The organism is Arthrobacter sp. FW306-1B-G06A (genome assembly GCF_058781765.1).
Genome location: NZ_JBYSXB010000022.1, coordinates 41,235 through 56,467, shown reverse-complemented (window position 1 = coordinate 56,467; position 15,233 = coordinate 41,235). Strand labels below are relative to the sequence as shown.

Sequence of the window (15,233 nt, the reverse complement as noted above, 5' to 3'; positions counted from 1 at the left end):
GGGGAACCGTATGGCGCAGCACAATGAAGTGACATTCGAGGACGAGATCTGCCAGGCCCTTGCCGCCGAGGGATGGATCTACGAGCCGCACCGCAAGGCCAGCGAACTCTACGACGCGAGCCGCGCGCTTGTGCCGGAAGATGTCTTCGCGTGGCTGGCGGACACCCAGCCGGAGCAGCTGGCCAAAGTCCTGAAGCCAACGGACTCCCCCGCCGAGCACGAGGTGGCCCAGCGGCTGCTCCTGGACCGGCTGTGCAAGGTCCTGGACAAGCCGGCGGCTAAGGAAGCCGGCATGCTTTCGGTCCTGCGCACCGGGTTCAAGGATGTCGCGGCCAGGTTCGAGATGTGCCAGTTCAAGCCGGCCATGGGCCTGAACCCGGAAACGCTCGAGCGGTACGGCAAGGTCCGCCTCCGGGTCATCCGCCAAGTGCACTACTCCACCGTCGACACCATGAAGAGTATCGATCTGGTCCTGTTCGTCAACGGCCTGCCGGTCGCGACCATCGAGCTGAAGACCGATTTCACGCAGAACATCAACGACGCCGTCGAGCAGTACCGCAAGGACCGGCACCCTCGCAACAGCAAGAACAAGGACGAGCCGCTGCTGTCCTTCGGCCGCCGCGCCTTGGTGCACTTCGCCGTGAGCAACGACGAAATCCAGATGACCACCGAACTCAAGGGCAAGGACACCTACTTCCTGCCCTTCAACCTCGGGAATGACGGCCACGCCGGCAACCCGGTCAACCCCAAGGGCTCGGCGACCAGCTACCTCTGGGAACAGGTCCTGCAGCGCGACTTCTGGCTGAACATCATCGGCAAATTCCTGCACCTGCAAATCAGCGACAAGACCAACCCCGTCACCGGCGAGCGGGAAGTCCGCAAGTCCCTGCTGTTCCCCCGCTACCACCAGTGGGACGTGGTCAACCAGCTCGTCGAGACCGCCCGGACCGAGGGTCCGGGCAACCGCTACCTGGTCCAGCACTCCGCCGGCTCCGGCAAGACCAACTCCATCGCCTGGACCGCGCACCAGCTCAGCTCCCTGCACGGGGGCGGCAACGAGAAGATCTTCGACTCCGTCATCGTCGTGACGGACCGGACGGTGCTGGATGCCCAGCTGCAGGACGCGATCTACCAGATCGAGCATAAGTCTGGCGTCGTCGTTCCCATTCGCGGCAACGCCGGTTCCAAGTCAGCCGAACTTACTGCCGCACTGGTGGCCCGGACGCCGATCATCATCGTCACTATCCAGACCTTCCCGTTCGCGCTGAAGGCCATCGCGGAATCCCAGGCGCTGAAGGGCCGGAACTTCGCCATTATCGCGGACGAGGCGCACTCCTCACAGACCGGATCCACCGCAAACAAACTGAAGAAGGTCCTCTCCGCGGAGGAACTGGCGGATGTCAACGACGGAGGCGAGTTCGACGTCGAAAGCTACCTGGCGGCCGAAATGGCCGAGCGTGCCGATGCCAAAAACATCAGCTACTTCGCCTTCACCGCCACGCCCAAGGCCAAGACCCTGGAGCTGTTCGGCCGCAAGGGCCCGGACGGGCTGCCGCAGCCGTTCCACCTCTACTCCATGCAGCAGGCCATCGAGGAGCGCTTCATCCTGGACGTGCTGCAGAACTACACCAGCTACAAGGTGGCCTACCGGCTCACCCACGAGGGCCGGGACTACGACTCGGACGACGCGCAGGTGGAGAAATCCGAGGCGCTGAAGTCGCTGATGAACTGGGTCAAGCTGCACCCCTACAACATCAGCCAGAAGGTCCAGGTGATCGTGGAGCACTTCCGCGCCAACGTCGCCTGGCGCCTCGACGGCAAAGCCAAGGCCATGGTAGTCACCGGTTCCCGCAAGGAAGCGGTCCGGTACAAGCTCGCAATCGACAAGTACATCCACGACGCCGGTTACTCCGGCCTGGGCACCATGGTCGCCTTCTCCGGTGAAGTGAACGACGACGAATCCGGCCCCGAGGAGTTCACCGAGCTCAACATGAATCCCGGGCTCAAGGGGCGCACGCTTCCCGAGGCGTTTTCCACCGACGAGTACAAAATCATGCTGGTCGCCAACAAGTTTCAGACCGGTTTCGACCAGCCGCTGCTCGTGGCGATGTACGTGGACAAAAAACTCTCTGGAGTCTCCGCCGTGCAGACCTTGTCCAGGCTGAACCGGACCGCCGTCGGCAAGGACCAAACGTTTGTGCTGGACTTCGTCAACGATCCGGACGAAATTCTGGTTTCTTTCCAGCCCTACTTCCGCGAGGCCTCGCTAGAAGGCGTCTCCGATCCGAATGTGGTCCACGATCTACAGAACAAGCTCGACGTCGCGCAGATTTACCTTGAGTCCGAGGTGGACGGTCTGGTGAAGTCCTACGTCCTGGAGGCCGGCAACAACGCCCTCTCGGGCTGGGTGGCCCCGGCGAAGTCCCGCTTCAACACCCGTTACAATGCCGCGGTGGCTGAGGGCGACAAGGCCGCGCAGGACGAACTGGACCTGTTCCGCAAGGATCTCGGATCCTTTGTCCGCGCCTACGACTTCCTCTCCCAGATCGTCGATTTCGCAGACACGGACCTGGAGAAGCGCTCGATCTACTACAAGCACCTCCTGCCTGTTCTCCGCGTCAACGACGCGAAGGTGGCGCTGGACCTCTCCGACGTGGTGCTTGCGAGGTACGCGCTCAAGGACAAGGGACTGGCCCAGCTTCAGCTCTCCGGCGAGGATGCGCTACTGAAACCGCCGACTGAGGTCGGTACCGGGCAGGCGAAGGATCCCGTCCTTGCGACATGGGAAGAGATCATCCAGCAGGCCAACCTGCCGTTCGAGGGCGAGGAACTGGATGCAGTGGCGCATTTCGTGGAAGGCGTGCGACGCGAGCTGGTGAAGAACGAGACGTTGCAGAAGCAGGCACAGAACAACTCGCGAAGCCACTTCGGCGGCAGTCCCCACCTAGAGAAGGCCGTCACCGATGCGGTGTCGAACTCGATGGACAGCCATTACAACCTGAGCCTGCAGGCGCTAGGAGACAAGACAAAGATGAAGGCCTTGCTGATGATGTTGAGCGAGCTGGTATATGAGGAGTTGCAGGCACCCAGCAGCGCGGTCAGCCTTAACAATAGCGGGAGAAAATTTGATTCGTTCAGAAGTTAATTTCAGAAATAGGTTCCAGAACTGGGTTAAGTCTCACTTCGACGGAGCGGGCGAGACGATCGCTTCCCTTGTAGTCGTAGCAATTCTCGTTCCATTAGGAATGATAGGGATCTTTGGATCAAAGATAGTCGCAGACAACATCGTGTCAATATTATGCACAGTGTTTTCAGTAGCAACTGTTTTTAGCTATCAGATTTGGCGCACCCAAAGAAGAGTGCGAAAAGACACCGATGAAATCAGCCAGGGTGTTACGGATTTAGTTCACTCCAAGAGTCCCTATACCGTAATCGCACAAAAGATTTCCGGAGAGCTTGCTCAGTCCCTGAATGGAGCCAAGGAGTGGTCCTTCCGAGGGGGCTCGGGAAGGTGGCAGCGGGAGCGTGTACTGCCACAGCTCGCGGAAGAAAAAAGCCGAACTGTTCCTTACAACATGCTGATCCTGGATCCCACGGAACCGAATTTGTGTAATCAATATGCAGAGTATCGAAATAAACACCGAGTTGATGGATCAGTAAGCACAGCTGAGACGGTCCGAAATGAAATTTTAGCTTGCATCGTCGCATGCGCGTGGTATTCAAGGATGACAAGAATCGCCGCCCGTGTTTATCTCACACAGACATACAGTCCGCTCCGTCAGGACATGAGTTCAACAATGGTCGCTGTTACCGTTTCAGACAAATCTCAGAATGGACTTTTCATCCCCGATTCTTCCTGGTACTACGAATCTCTTAGAGATGAGTTCAATCAACATTGTGAGCGCTCTTCCGAAATTCAGTTCGATAGCACAGATTCCCTTCCTTCAGACTGGCGAATGCTAAATTCTAATGACGTGGAATCTATTCTCAAATCATCCAAAGTTAAAGGACTAGATGGAACGCTTCGGGAATTGTGTGAATCTCCTGATTTATCCACGGAATCATTGGAAGAAATTCGACAGCTGGTATTCAAGGGGCGCAGCACGTGATTTCTCGACTCGTAGAAATTGTCCTGTCAAAGGGCGAGATAACAAAAGGTTTTCGCGATGTATTGGTTTCGGAAATTCGCGAATCAATGCCTCAAATTCCAGTGACCAAACACCCCCTCGGGTTCGTGCACTATGACTTGAGCCACCTGGCTAACCTTCCTTCTGGAGGTTTTGCGAGACTTCATATGTGGGACAGGGAGATTGCGTCTCCAGATCCCGCTGGAAATATCCACGATCACACGTGGCACTTAACCAGCGTGGTCCTGGCTGGGTCCCTGAGAGATCAGACCTTCTTGCCAATTGCGAATGCACGTGGTGCACTCGCGGCGGTACAAGTTCGCTATGGAGAGACAAATGGATTTGAGGCCGCGGGCCGATACGACCTTTTACCCCAAACTGATCGAATCGTCCGACAGGGTGAAATCTACACGATTCCGAGTCGTATCGTCCACGAATCCGAACCTCTGGAGAGGCCTACAGTTACCTTTGTTGTGGGTATTCCTGATGAGAATGCCGGCGCGTCAGGCCCGCTAATTCTCTCCCGCTCCGCCAAGGTTTCTCCCGGCACAGCGAGACGCGAAACTGTCAGTCAGGCGGAGGCTCTGGCGCTCTTAGAAAGTATCTAAGACATCGTCAAGACCCTCTGACCTGACTTGGCTCACGGGTCGCGGCATCGCGGTCGACCGGGGCTCTGACCTGCGGTGATGTGTTCGGATTGGTGCTTTTTCACGCACTAACAGGATTTGTTCTAGTGTCGCCGGTGTGGTGTTCATCAGGCGGGTTCGGACAGCTTCCGGGGCGACGGCAGTGCAGATCGCCGAGTATGTGCGCGGTCGTCAGCGGATCGTGGAGCACGTGGGCTCGGCGCATACGGAAGCCGAGCTCGGCGTGCTGCTCCAGCGGGCCCGCGAGTTGCTGGAGAACCCTGCCCAGGGCGTCCTCGAGCTCGGCGTCGAGCCCGAGCCTCCGGTGAAGCACCTGGTCGTGCCTGCCGGGCCGGAATTGTTCGACATTGCGGGCACGGTGGCACCTCTGGGGCGTGACGGTCCCGGACGCGTGGTGGGCACGGACTCGCGGATCCTTTTCGGCGCGTTGGCCGGGGTATTCACGGCGTTGGGATTCGACGGGCTCGGCGACGAGGTGTTCCGCGACCTGGTGATCGCCCGGGTCGTCGAACCCGCATCGCTGCTGGATACCGGCAGAATCCTGCGGGACCTGGGCCAGGCACCGGCCAGCTACGCCACGATGAAACGCACTCTCGGCCGGGCTGCTGCGGGCAAGTACCGGGACCGGATCGCGACCTGGTGCTTCGAGCACGCCAGCACCAGCGGGGACGTCTCCCTGGTGCTTTACGACGTCACCACGCTCTATTTCGAGGCCGAGAAGGAAGACGAGCTGCGCAAGGTCGGGTATTCCAAGGAACGCCGCGTCGACCCGCAGATCGTCGTCGGTCTGCTCGTGGATCGCGGCGGATTCCCTCTGGAGATCGGCTGCTTCGAAGGCAACAAGGCCGAGACCGCGACCATCGTCCCGGTCATCAAGCAGTTCCAGGCCCGCCACGGCCTGGCCGACATGGTTGTCGTGGCCGATGCGGGAATGCTCTCGGCGTCCAACCTGCGCGAGCTGGATGACGCGAACCTGCGCTTCATCGTTGGCTCCCGGATGACGAAGGCCCCGAACGACCTGGCCTCGCACTTCCGCTGGCATGGCGACGCGTTCACCGACGCCCTTGTGGTCCCGGCCGTCCACGACGCCCAGCACCTGGCCGGTGTCCAGGTCAACGATCGTGGTCATCCAGGGCTCGAACCGCGTCCAGGCCTTGGATTCGGGGTCCTGGAAGTAGCGCACGGACCGGAACCGGTGCTCATCGATGCCCAGCATTCTTGGACTCAGCTGGTCCACATTCGGAAGGGTGAGAAAGCAGGCTTCATTGAGCGCGACACGGACCATCCACCAAGACACCGCGAACGCGGCAGCAGTCTCCGAGACGGCCCGGCCCGAACGGATGACCGCACCCACGAGCTGGTCCCGGAGCCGGCCGGTCGAGCGGGCACGCCGCGGGACCTGGGCAGTGGACTCAAAGAACGAGAGCCTCTCGCACGCCGGTTCTTCGCAATACCAGCGGTACTTGGACCAGAGGACCTCCACCGGGCCGGCGACAGGAATGTCCCGGATCCGCTGGAAGCGTCGTTCCTTCCGCCGCGACGCAACCACCCCGCACGTGGGGCAGCCCGGCGGCTGGTCGGTTTCGACAATGACCCGGCGGCCGCCATCGGAGCTCACGCCGGTGGAAATGACACGGTAATCGGGCAGGTTGAAGATGCTGGTGGCAGCCTCAGCTGCGACCCCGGTAGGCTCGTTCAAGGCTCGTGGTCCTGTTCCAGGTTGAATGCTTAGACACACTCATCCCAGCAGGGCCACGGGCCCCCTTGTCTTCAACGACACGAACTCATTTCCCCACCAACCACGAAGAGCCTCTAACGCCAGGGGCAGGAGCGTGTCCTGATGCAGTCGCAGCGTCGGGGCCTCTTGAATTGGTAGCGACGATGCTTCCAAATAGTAGAGTGAGCTTGATCTGCCCAGGGCTACTTCCTGCTCAGGCGGCCGGTGGGGCTACTGAGCTGAGCGTGCCCGGTTCACGGCTACCCAGATATCACCTTGACCGAAGCGCATTACTTGGCGGGCCACGGGCAAAACTGAGCGCCGGCCGTTGCATGGAGAGCCGGTAATCGGCCTGGGGCGCCATCGGGACAGAGGCCGCCGACGGATTGCAGCGACGTGCTGTCGGGGAGACGCGGTCGGAATCGATATGCCCTGCTCTGAAATAGCATGCGATAGTGCCTGACAGCGCTCCAACCAGCTGGACAGACAGACAACCAGGGGCACAATTGATTCTTCAAGGAATCAGCGGTTGCCGACGCGCCAGCGATACATGTCAGCAAACGCCCTGATGTCAGATCGATCCACGCCCTTCAGCGAAGGACGAGCCGCGTTAGATCCGCCCAGCTCTGATTCGAGATATGCCATTTCCCGGTCAGTGAGGAAAGGGACCTTTATTTCAAAGGAGTCGACCTCCGATCTGATAAACGACAGATCCTCAAATCGGCAACCGTCGACTGTCCTTGCAAGCGCCGGACTCAAGACCACACCGCCCCATGTCAGCATCTTTGCATCGTCGGCGTATTCGAAGTTAAACAATTGCCGGAATGACCCGTTGTGAGCCTCACGGGCTGTGGTGTGGGCACGCTCATTCAGAATGCGTCGTTGTTCCCGTGCGGGCCCCCACCCAGTCATGTCGCTATCCGTGAGGGCTCCTGATACCGCGTCACCCAGGTTCTCTCTTAGCTTTGGCAGACGAAGCGGTAAAGGTATCCCAGTTGAAGCTCCATTTACGGTTACAATGACGATACTCCCCGGCAAGCAGGATCGGACCACGTATTCGACATCCCTGAGAATGTCCCTCGTGAGTAAGTCTGTATAATCGAGCCAAATTATGGACAGGTTATTCCAATCTACTTGGCTAAGCATGTCCCTGGCTTCCCCTATGAGCAGCTCTATCCACTTATAGGGCTTATTAAACTCAAGTCGATTAATATCGACTGATCGTTCAATACTCGTCATGGCTTGGATGCCTAGCGCCCGATGGAATTCGACAAAATCAATGAACTCAAGGCCGCCGAAGCCGACGTACTGATAATCTTCCAACGGAGCGACGGCAGTGAGCCTACGGCACGCGTCGACAATCATCCGCCGTTGAGCCGCTTTCGCGGGCCGAAACTCGTATTGTCGAGCCATTAGGCGATCTCTTCGTTATAGAAGTACTCAAAGGTCAACCGCCCCACTTCAGACCCGGAGCTTGCCGCGAGAGCAGCCTCCACTTCTTTATACTTGTCCCGGTCGACCGAGTATTGAATTCGTTGAATTCTTGCCGCCGGCACAACAATGCTGGGACGAGTTGGTGCCGGCGGTATCACCATTCGGTCCGAATGCGCGAGCTCGCTGATAGGACGATCAGCGGTCTCATCAAAGGCCGATACGATGACCGGCTTGTCCTCTTCTTCCAGAGACCGTTGACGCTCAACCTTAACCCTGTTAATCGCCGCCTGCACTCCTACCAACGCAGTTTTCATTTCAGATTGAACACCTCTGAATATCTCGGAATCACGGTCAACAGCTGTCTTGGTCGTGTTCCACGGCAACAGCGAAGCATCGTCGGCAGACAAGTAAACGAATCCTCTGAAATGACGATACTGAGGATGATAAGAGGCGGCTGGACTGCCCCATCCGGTCAGGGGGCTCCGGTCCGCCACCAAAAGCAACCTGTCGTTGCAAAAAAGGTACCAGCCGGCATCGCCAGCATCTTGGAAGTTCTCCGCCTGCCCTTCGTCCGCAAGATCGGGTGAGCCATCTTTTCTGGGCGGAGAAACGGTGCCGGCATAGAGGTTCACGTCGACCGAGCCGGAATCGGATTCAACGGTAAAATTCTTGACGATTGGCTGTATCAGATTCGACGACTGGAGCGCTGGGCGAGATGCTGTCAACCGCTCGCCGTTAAGTCGAAGTTCGAGTCCAGCCTGAATGGACTGTTGGTGGCGAATCCGTAACTCTGTCTTCAATTGCTGCACAATTGCGGCATCCGCCAAGTCGTCCCCGACACTAGGATGCAGTTTGTCTACGATGATTTTCGTTCCCGCGTTTTCAGTTTCATCAATATCAAGCCCCTCTTCGACAGTTTCGAACTGAAACGTCCACTCCGTCGATCTAGACCACGCCTCCACATCGACGCTCATCGCAAATCTCGAACCATAACCGGAACCGTTTCCGCGGAACGTAGACCTAACGCTGAAGGAACGACCAAGCTTGAATATCGCTCGCTTCATCCCAACGCCGAACTGGCCAACAGATCGTTTGACTCCAACAAATTCCTTGGCGCGCCCGAACCGGAAGGCGTAATGGCGAGCAATGTCCGCAGAGATGCCCCCGGAGTTATCTTCGATGACAAATTCGCTCGGCCCAACGGTTATGCTCACCCACTGCCCGTCCATAGGACCGCCGTCTGAGACGTTTCGGGCACCGTCTACGCTGTTGTCCACCAGATCTACGATGGCTGGCAACAGCTCGATGTCCTTCACTAGCATCTCAATGAAGAAGCGCTTCTCGGCGCCCGCTTCGATGGTGTGATCGATCGGTGAACTCTGCATGGTTGCCATCATGCCTCATCGCGTCCTGGCTTTCCTCACATAACACAGCCCGGTACCGTGCATTTTTGGGCTAAGTGTGCGATCGTTCATTAGTGCCATTTATTTCATCCTGCCCGCCGCCACTGACGACACCTGCGAATGCAATCCGCAGGCGTCCCCTTGCAATCGACCTGTTTTCAGGCGCGGGCGGTCTCAGCCTCGGGTTTGAGCAGGCCGGATTCGACGTCGTGGCAGCAGTAGAGTACGACGCCGTCCATGCTGCAACCCATCGATTCAACTTTCCTGACTGCGAGGTATTGTGTCGCGATGCAAGCACCCTGACCGCCGAGGCACTAGTTTCAGCGGCTCGGAAGGGATACAACCGGCTCTACCCCAACCGTGCTTGGCCTGGTGAGGTAGACGCGATAATTGGGGGTCCACCGTGCCAGGGGTTCTCGACGGGCGGGAAACGGCAGCCAAGTGATGAACGCAACGATCTGTTACTACAGTTCGTGCGCCTTGTCCTCGAAGTGCGTCCTCGAGTCTTCTGCTTGGAGAACGTTGCCGGGCTACTAGAAACCAAATTCGACCAAATAAGGACAAAGGCACTTCGACAGCTTTCGTCCGCCGGGTATACCATTTCTGGGCAGCATCAGACCGTCAACAGCCAAGATTTTGGTGTTCCGCAAATTCGCCGTCGATTAGTTATACTCGGCGCCCTGGGGCCGGAGGCTCCAGAAAATCTGCAACAAACCACTGAGCGTTTCACTGTTTCAGATGCACTCGATGGATTGCCATCAATCGGCGAATATCCAGAGTTACTGACATTAGACGAAGTTGGTCTAACAACTGCCGACCGTTCGCGACGCTCCGGAACGACAAGTCCTTACGCGCGGCTCTTGGCCGGATTGGAGAGGTCCCCGGATGACTTCTCGAGGCCTCGACCGTCCGATTCGAGAATAATCACGAACTCACGTCGAACCGTTCACACGGATCGATCTATTGAACGATTTGTTCGTACCTTATCCGGCACGGTCGAACCGAAAAGCAGACTCTTCCGACTCGCCCTGGACGCGCCATCCCGAACTCTCCGAGCAGGTTCGGGAACCGAGAGGGGGGCGCATACTTCGCCGCGGCCGATCCACCCACTTGAGGCCAGAGTTATCACAGTTAGAGAGGCCGCACGGATCCACGGTTATCCGGATTGGTTTCGCTTCCACACCACGAACTGGCACGGCCATCGGCAGGTGGGAAACAGCGTGCCCCCACCCCTTGCAAAAGCTGCAGCCAGGTCACTGCTAGCCAGCCTCGGCATATCGCAAGTGGCTGAAGCGACAGCCCAAGAGTTTGGACCCGTAGGTCTTCTTCGAATGAACGCCACGCAGGCGTTGGCGGCGATGGGTGGCATCAAAGAACAACAACCGGCTCCAAGGATGAGGCGGGTTAACTCTTAGGCGTTGTACAGTCGATAATATAAGTCAATGAAGGAGTCTTGGGCGAGCACCCCGACCTCCAGAAGGGTCATGCAGGGAAACCGCTCGCGGGATACGAAACCAGAGCTGACCCTTCGGCATGAGCTCTTCAAACTCGGCCTCCGCTACTACGTACAGTATCGTCCGCTCCCCAGCGTGCAAGGCAAGATCGACATCGCCTTCCCAAGAATCAAGTTGGCAGTCTTCGTAGACGGTTGCTTTTGGCATGGCTGCATTGCTCATTACAAACCTTCCAAGTCAAATACGGAATACTGGGACGCAAAGATAGCTGGCAATGTTCAGCGTGACCGCCAGATAACTCAGCTTCTCCAATCGTCCGGATGGACCGTCATGCGCGTGTGGTCGCACGAGGATGCAACAGTGGCAGCACTTGCTATCAAGGAGGCCGTGTCTATTCGGCGGCTCTGGGTAGAACATTCCGGAATCTAAAGCGGCAAAAGCTTCCCCAAGAATGTCCGACCCTCTGTTACGGACGGGATCACCTGGGTCCCAAAACGACGAACACAAACGAACGAACCACGCGAATGGCCTCCCTCCTATCGCGGATCGACGCCTCTCACCTGACTTTGGTCACCTTGTCTCGGGTTGAGGGGGTTTGGGGCGTTGATCTGCGGCGATGCCTCAGGGGATGGGCCATTGAGGCACTAATTGGTGTCCTAGACTCGGGTTATGGCGTGGGTGAGGCGGGTGCGGACTGCCTCGGGCGCGACGGCTGTGCAGATCGCGGAGTACGTCGATGGGCGGCGGCGGATCGTGGCTCATCTCGGGTCAGCGCATACGGAGGCCGAGCTTGGGCTCTTGCTGGAGCAGGCCCGCGGGATGCTTCTCGATGCCGGCCAGGACGAGTTCGATCTGGGTCTGGAAGCCGCGCCGAGGAAAGCCCGGATGGTCGCGCCCACGGCGGTCCCGGCGCTGTTCGCCGACCCTGGTCTGACTGGCCGGGGAGTCGAGCAGCCGCGGGTGGCTGCCCCGCAGGTGATCGGTACGTCGTCCCTGCTGTTGTACGAGGTGCTTGCCGAGGTCTACTCCGGCCTGGGGTTCGCCGTGGTCGAGGACGAGGCGTTCCGTGACTTGGTGATCGCCAGGATCGTGGAGCCGACCTCGATCCTGGACACCGGACGGGTCCTGAGCGACCTGGGTCAGAGGCCCGCCAGCGAGAAGACGAAGCGCCGCACGCTGAGCCGGTGCGCCGGCCGCGGCTATCGGGACCTCATCGCGGCCGCTTGCTTCAACCATGCGGTGACCCGCGGGGATGTCTCGTTGTGTCTCTACGACGTCACCACCTTGTACTTCGAGGCCGAGAAAGAGGACGAGCTGCGCAAGGTCGGCTACTCCAAGGAACGCCGGGTCGACCCCCCAGGTCGTGGTCGGCCTGCTGGTCGACCGGCACGGCTTCCCGCTTGAGATCGGCTGTTTCGAGGGCAACACGGCAGAGACCACCACCATCGTCCCGATCATCCAGGCCTTCCAGGAACGGCACGGCCTGGCCGACATGGTCGTGGTCGCCGACGCGGGGATGCTGTCCGCATCCAACCTCAAAGAGCTCGATGAGGCGGGCTTGAGGTTCATCGTCGGATCCCGGGTGACCAAGGCTCCCGTTGATCTGGAGTCCCATTTCCGCTGGCACGGAGACGCGTTCACCGACGGGCAGATCATCGACACCATCACCCCGCGCAATGGCCGCGGCGGCGTCGCAAGCGATCCGTATGTGAAAGCCGAACCAGTCTGGGACCCCCAGCAGCACCCAGGGTCCTTGCGCGCGGTGTGGGCGTACTCGGCGAAACGGGCAGCGCGGGACAACACGACCCTCACACTGCAGGAAGACAAGGCCCGTGCAGTCATCGCAGGCGAGAAAACCGCCCGGGCGCCACGGTTCATCAAGACCAGCAACGGCAGCCGCTCACTCGATGAAGCATCGCTGGCGCGTGCACGACGCCTGGTCAGGCTGAAAGGCTACGTCACCAACATCCCGATCGGCGTGATGCCCGCCGGCGAGGTGATCTCCAGCTACCACGACCTGTGGCATGTCGAGCAGTCCTTCCGGATGTCCAAGACCGACCTACGGGCCCGGCCCATGTTCCACCGCACCAAGGATGCGATCGAAGCCCACCTGACCATCGTGTTCACCGCGCTGGCACTCAGCCGCGAAGCACAGAACCGGACCGGGCTCGCGATCCGCAACCTGATCCGCCAACTACGGCCGCTTCGTTCAGCCACCATCGCGATCAACGGCACCGAGCAGACATTCCAGCCCGCCATCCCCGACCACAAACAAGCAGTCCTCAACGCGATCCGGAACCCGCGGGCCAGGCACTAAGCCAAATGACCGAAGTCAGGTGAAATAGGATCCGCGTCCTGAGGCTGAAGGGCTCGGAGCCCCGCTGCGATCCATGTTCTCTAAACATTCATCTAGAGTCAAGGAGCGGCCAGCCTCCGAGCCGGAGGATCCGAGTCTTGATCAAGTGCTGAAACGGGCTCTTCGCGGTTGATGGTGAATCGAGTTCCGTGTCTTTAAAGCTGACGGGCTCGTAGCCCTGCTGTGATGGATGTTCTCTACGCATTCATCGAAGCCAGAAGCTACAGGACTTGATCGAGCCTACTGACCAGCGCCCGGATGCTGCCACCGTCATTTTCAATTTACCCGACTAACGTACCATCGGACGGGAATCCTTGCCTTTGGACGCCACCAGTTGGTAATTATGATGACCGCTACCACAACGAGGATGATCAACGCCTCACTGTAAAATTCCAGACATGAACAGAGATTCCAGTCGACCTGAGGTTCTGGCGCCGCTTCCTCACGTGTTCGTTGTAATGGCCGATATACTGCATCTGAATTGTGACGCCTGGCTCCTCCCGACTAGTACGCAAGTGAGGATTCGCGAAAACTGGACTGCGGACATTCCTACTCTGGACGACCTGGCCCAGGAATCGGCCGGCCCTGACTTTCGCGACGGTTCCAGGCTTGCCCAAGCAATCATCGGGTGGACCGACGATTCTCCGCTGCCAGTGTTGACCTCCGTTACCGTGGACAATGTTTGGCCAAGTGGTGCCCTGAAAGACCGGATTCATGCTTTCGCCGAGGAAGCCGTTGACGCCATCGGAACCAGGCAGTACAATCGAACGCTACCTTTGTTGGCCGTTCCCTTTTTTGGGACAGCAGGCGGAGGCGCTGATCGCCACTTGGGAGCGATGCTGACAGCGCTACTCGAAGCAGCCTCTTCAGCCAGTAAGACCTACACAGTGGATTTTGTTGTTGTCCTTCGAGACAAGTCTGCGTACTCGTTGGCACAGAAGCTGCGGCGCGCTAAAAGGGACAACTACTGGGGGTCTCTCCAATCCGCGGAACTATCCCGTGCTGCTGAACTTGGCGAGGAAGCTAAGAAAGGTGGACTCGTCCCATTCTTGGGCGCTGGCGTCAGCGTTAGCGCCGGTTCTCCCTCCTGGAGAACGCTCCTGCAGCGGCTAACGGCATACGTCGATCTTGGAGAAATCGATGCCGAAGTATTCGAGAAACTTCCACTTCTCGACCAAGCTGGAATACTTGAAAGACTATTCGCGCTCCAGAAAAAGACCATATCCCGCAGCTTTCGAGATGCCGTATGCGCTGAAGTAACGCGGAGCCGATACGGACTTGCGCCAGCGCTGATTGCGACGATGCCATCGTCGGGGGCCATCACCTTGAACTACGATGCGCTGTTCGAGAACGCCTGCCGCGATGCGGAACTTGTCCGGACAGTAATTCCCGACGATCACCCAGTTGCGGGTGATCGCTGGTTGCTCAAACTCCACGGGACAGTGAGCAAACCGGAATCAATCGTTTTGACTCGCGACGACTACTTAGACCACAACACCAATCGCCAAGCCCTTTCTGCATTGGTCAAAGCACACCTCGTTACCCACCACATGTTATTTGTCGGTTTTGGACTAGAAGACGATCATTTTCACGAGATCATCCATGATGTGCGGCGTGCACTGCCGAAGCAAAGGTTAGAACAACGTCGACCTTTCGGCACGGTCTTGAGTCTCCACGCAGATGACTCGAAGCGGCACATTTGGCAGGGACAGCTCGACTTTATATCGGTCGCCGCCGCGAATAGGCGGGCACAGTTCGACGAAGACTCTGCCGCTGCGCTTTCGGCAGCGGGTCGAGGGCTAGAGATATTCCTCGATGCCATCGGAGCGTTTTCGTCAGACAGCCATTCCTACCTACTCGCCCCACTGTATACAGAAGGACTTAGTGACGAAGAACGGAGTCTTCGCAAACAACTACTGGCCGTTGCCAGGGAGGAACGGCCTCAAAAGTCCTCGGAAATCTGGTCGGTACTGGAGGATGCTCTTGAGGAGCTTGGATGGGACTCGGAGGACCACTACTTGGACGGATGAGGTATCAAGGGAGTGGTGATCGCGACAAGAGAGCCGGCACCATCGCAAGCCGCCGGGACCGTCGC

8 protein-coding genes and 3 pseudogenes are annotated in these 15,233 nt (G+C 58.6%); 8 read left to right on the top strand and 3 right to left on the bottom strand.

Going from position 1 to position 15,233, the window contains the following annotated elements:
* Window positions 1-10 precede the first annotated feature (10 nt).
* The 4 genes and pseudogenes from AC3WJM_RS12960 to AC3WJM_RS12945 all read left to right on the top strand — a co-directional run.
* Window positions 11-3,145 carry a type I restriction endonuclease subunit R gene (locus AC3WJM_RS12960; RefSeq protein WP_492272056.1) on the top strand — a complete coding sequence of 1,045 codons (3,135 nt, stop codon included), beginning with the start codon at window positions 11-13 and terminating at the stop codon, window positions 3,143-3,145.
* Between the two features lie 160 nt (window positions 3,146-3,305).
* On the top strand, window positions 3,306-4,109 hold the full coding sequence (locus tag AC3WJM_RS12955; RefSeq protein WP_492272055.1) for a hypothetical protein: 804 nt from the start codon (window positions 3,306-3,308) through the stop codon (window positions 4,107-4,109).
* Window positions 4,106-4,735 (top strand): hypothetical protein, encoded by a 630-nt coding sequence (locus AC3WJM_RS12950; RefSeq protein WP_492272054.1) that lies wholly within the window; start codon window positions 4,106-4,108, stop codon window positions 4,733-4,735. The genes AC3WJM_RS12955 and AC3WJM_RS12950 overlap by 4 nt, the downstream gene beginning before the upstream one ends.
* Before the next feature lie 136 nt (window positions 4,736-4,871).
* A pseudogene (locus tag AC3WJM_RS12945) lies at window positions 4,872-5,855 on the top strand (IS1634 family transposase); the annotation flags it as partial.
* Window positions 5,856-6,275: 420 nt separating this feature from the next.
* On the opposite strand, the pseudogene AC3WJM_RS12940 reads toward AC3WJM_RS12945, so the two are convergent.
* The 3 genes and pseudogenes from AC3WJM_RS12940 to AC3WJM_RS12930 all read right to left on the bottom strand — a co-directional run.
* Window positions 6,276-6,323: pseudogene (locus AC3WJM_RS12940) on the bottom strand (hypothetical protein); the annotation flags it as partial.
* Window positions 6,324-7,013: 690 nt separating this feature from the next.
* Window positions 7,014-7,904, bottom strand: a complete 891-nt coding sequence (locus tag AC3WJM_RS12935) for an O-methyltransferase (protein WP_492272053.1) — start codon at window positions 7,902-7,904, stop codon at window positions 7,014-7,016.
* Complete coding sequence (locus AC3WJM_RS12930; protein ID WP_492272052.1) at window positions 7,904-9,319, bottom strand: ATP-binding protein; 1,416 nt, start codon at window positions 9,317-9,319, stop codon at window positions 7,904-7,906. The genes AC3WJM_RS12935 and AC3WJM_RS12930 overlap by 1 nt, the downstream gene beginning before the upstream one ends.
* Window positions 9,320-9,384: 65 nt before the next feature.
* Here AC3WJM_RS12930 and AC3WJM_RS12925 point away from each other — a divergent pair, with 65 nt between their 5' ends.
* From AC3WJM_RS12925 to AC3WJM_RS12910, 4 genes and pseudogenes are all read left to right on the top strand, one after another.
* Window positions 9,385-10,743, top strand: a complete 1,359-nt coding sequence (locus AC3WJM_RS12925; protein WP_492272051.1) for a DNA cytosine methyltransferase — start codon at window positions 9,385-9,387, stop codon at window positions 10,741-10,743.
* Between the two features lie 27 nt (window positions 10,744-10,770).
* Window positions 10,771-11,211 (top strand): very short patch repair endonuclease, encoded by a 441-nt coding sequence (locus AC3WJM_RS12920; protein WP_492272050.1) that lies wholly within the window; start codon window positions 10,771-10,773, stop codon window positions 11,209-11,211.
* A gap of 240 nt (window positions 11,212-11,451) precedes the next feature.
* Window positions 11,452-13,099 (top strand): annotated as a pseudogene (locus AC3WJM_RS12915) (IS1634 family transposase).
* Window positions 13,100-13,536: 437 nt separating this feature from the next.
* Window positions 13,537-15,168 carry an SIR2 family protein gene (locus tag AC3WJM_RS12910; protein WP_492272049.1) on the top strand — a complete coding sequence of 544 codons (1,632 nt, stop codon included), beginning with the start codon at window positions 13,537-13,539 and terminating at the stop codon, window positions 15,166-15,168.
* The last annotated feature ends 65 nt before the right edge of the window (window positions 15,169-15,233 follow it).

Excerpts from the sequence above, each read along its gene's own strand:
- AC3WJM_RS12960 (WP_492272056.1), top strand. The coding sequence starts at position 11 with ATGGCGCAGCACAATGAAGTGACATTCGAGGACGAGATCTGCCAGGCC.
- AC3WJM_RS12935 (WP_492272053.1), bottom strand. The coding sequence starts at position 7,904 with ATGGCTCGACAATACGAGTTTCGGCCCGCGAAAGCGGCTCAACGGCGG.
- AC3WJM_RS12930 (WP_492272052.1), bottom strand. The coding sequence starts at position 9,319 with ATGGCAACCATGCAGAGTTCACCGATCGATCACACCATCGAAGCGGGC.
- AC3WJM_RS12920 (WP_492272050.1), top strand. The coding sequence starts at position 10,771 with ATGAAGGAGTCTTGGGCGAGCACCCCGACCTCCAGAAGGGTCATGCAG.
- AC3WJM_RS12910 (WP_492272049.1), top strand. The coding sequence starts at position 13,537 with ATGAACAGAGATTCCAGTCGACCTGAGGTTCTGGCGCCGCTTCCTCAC.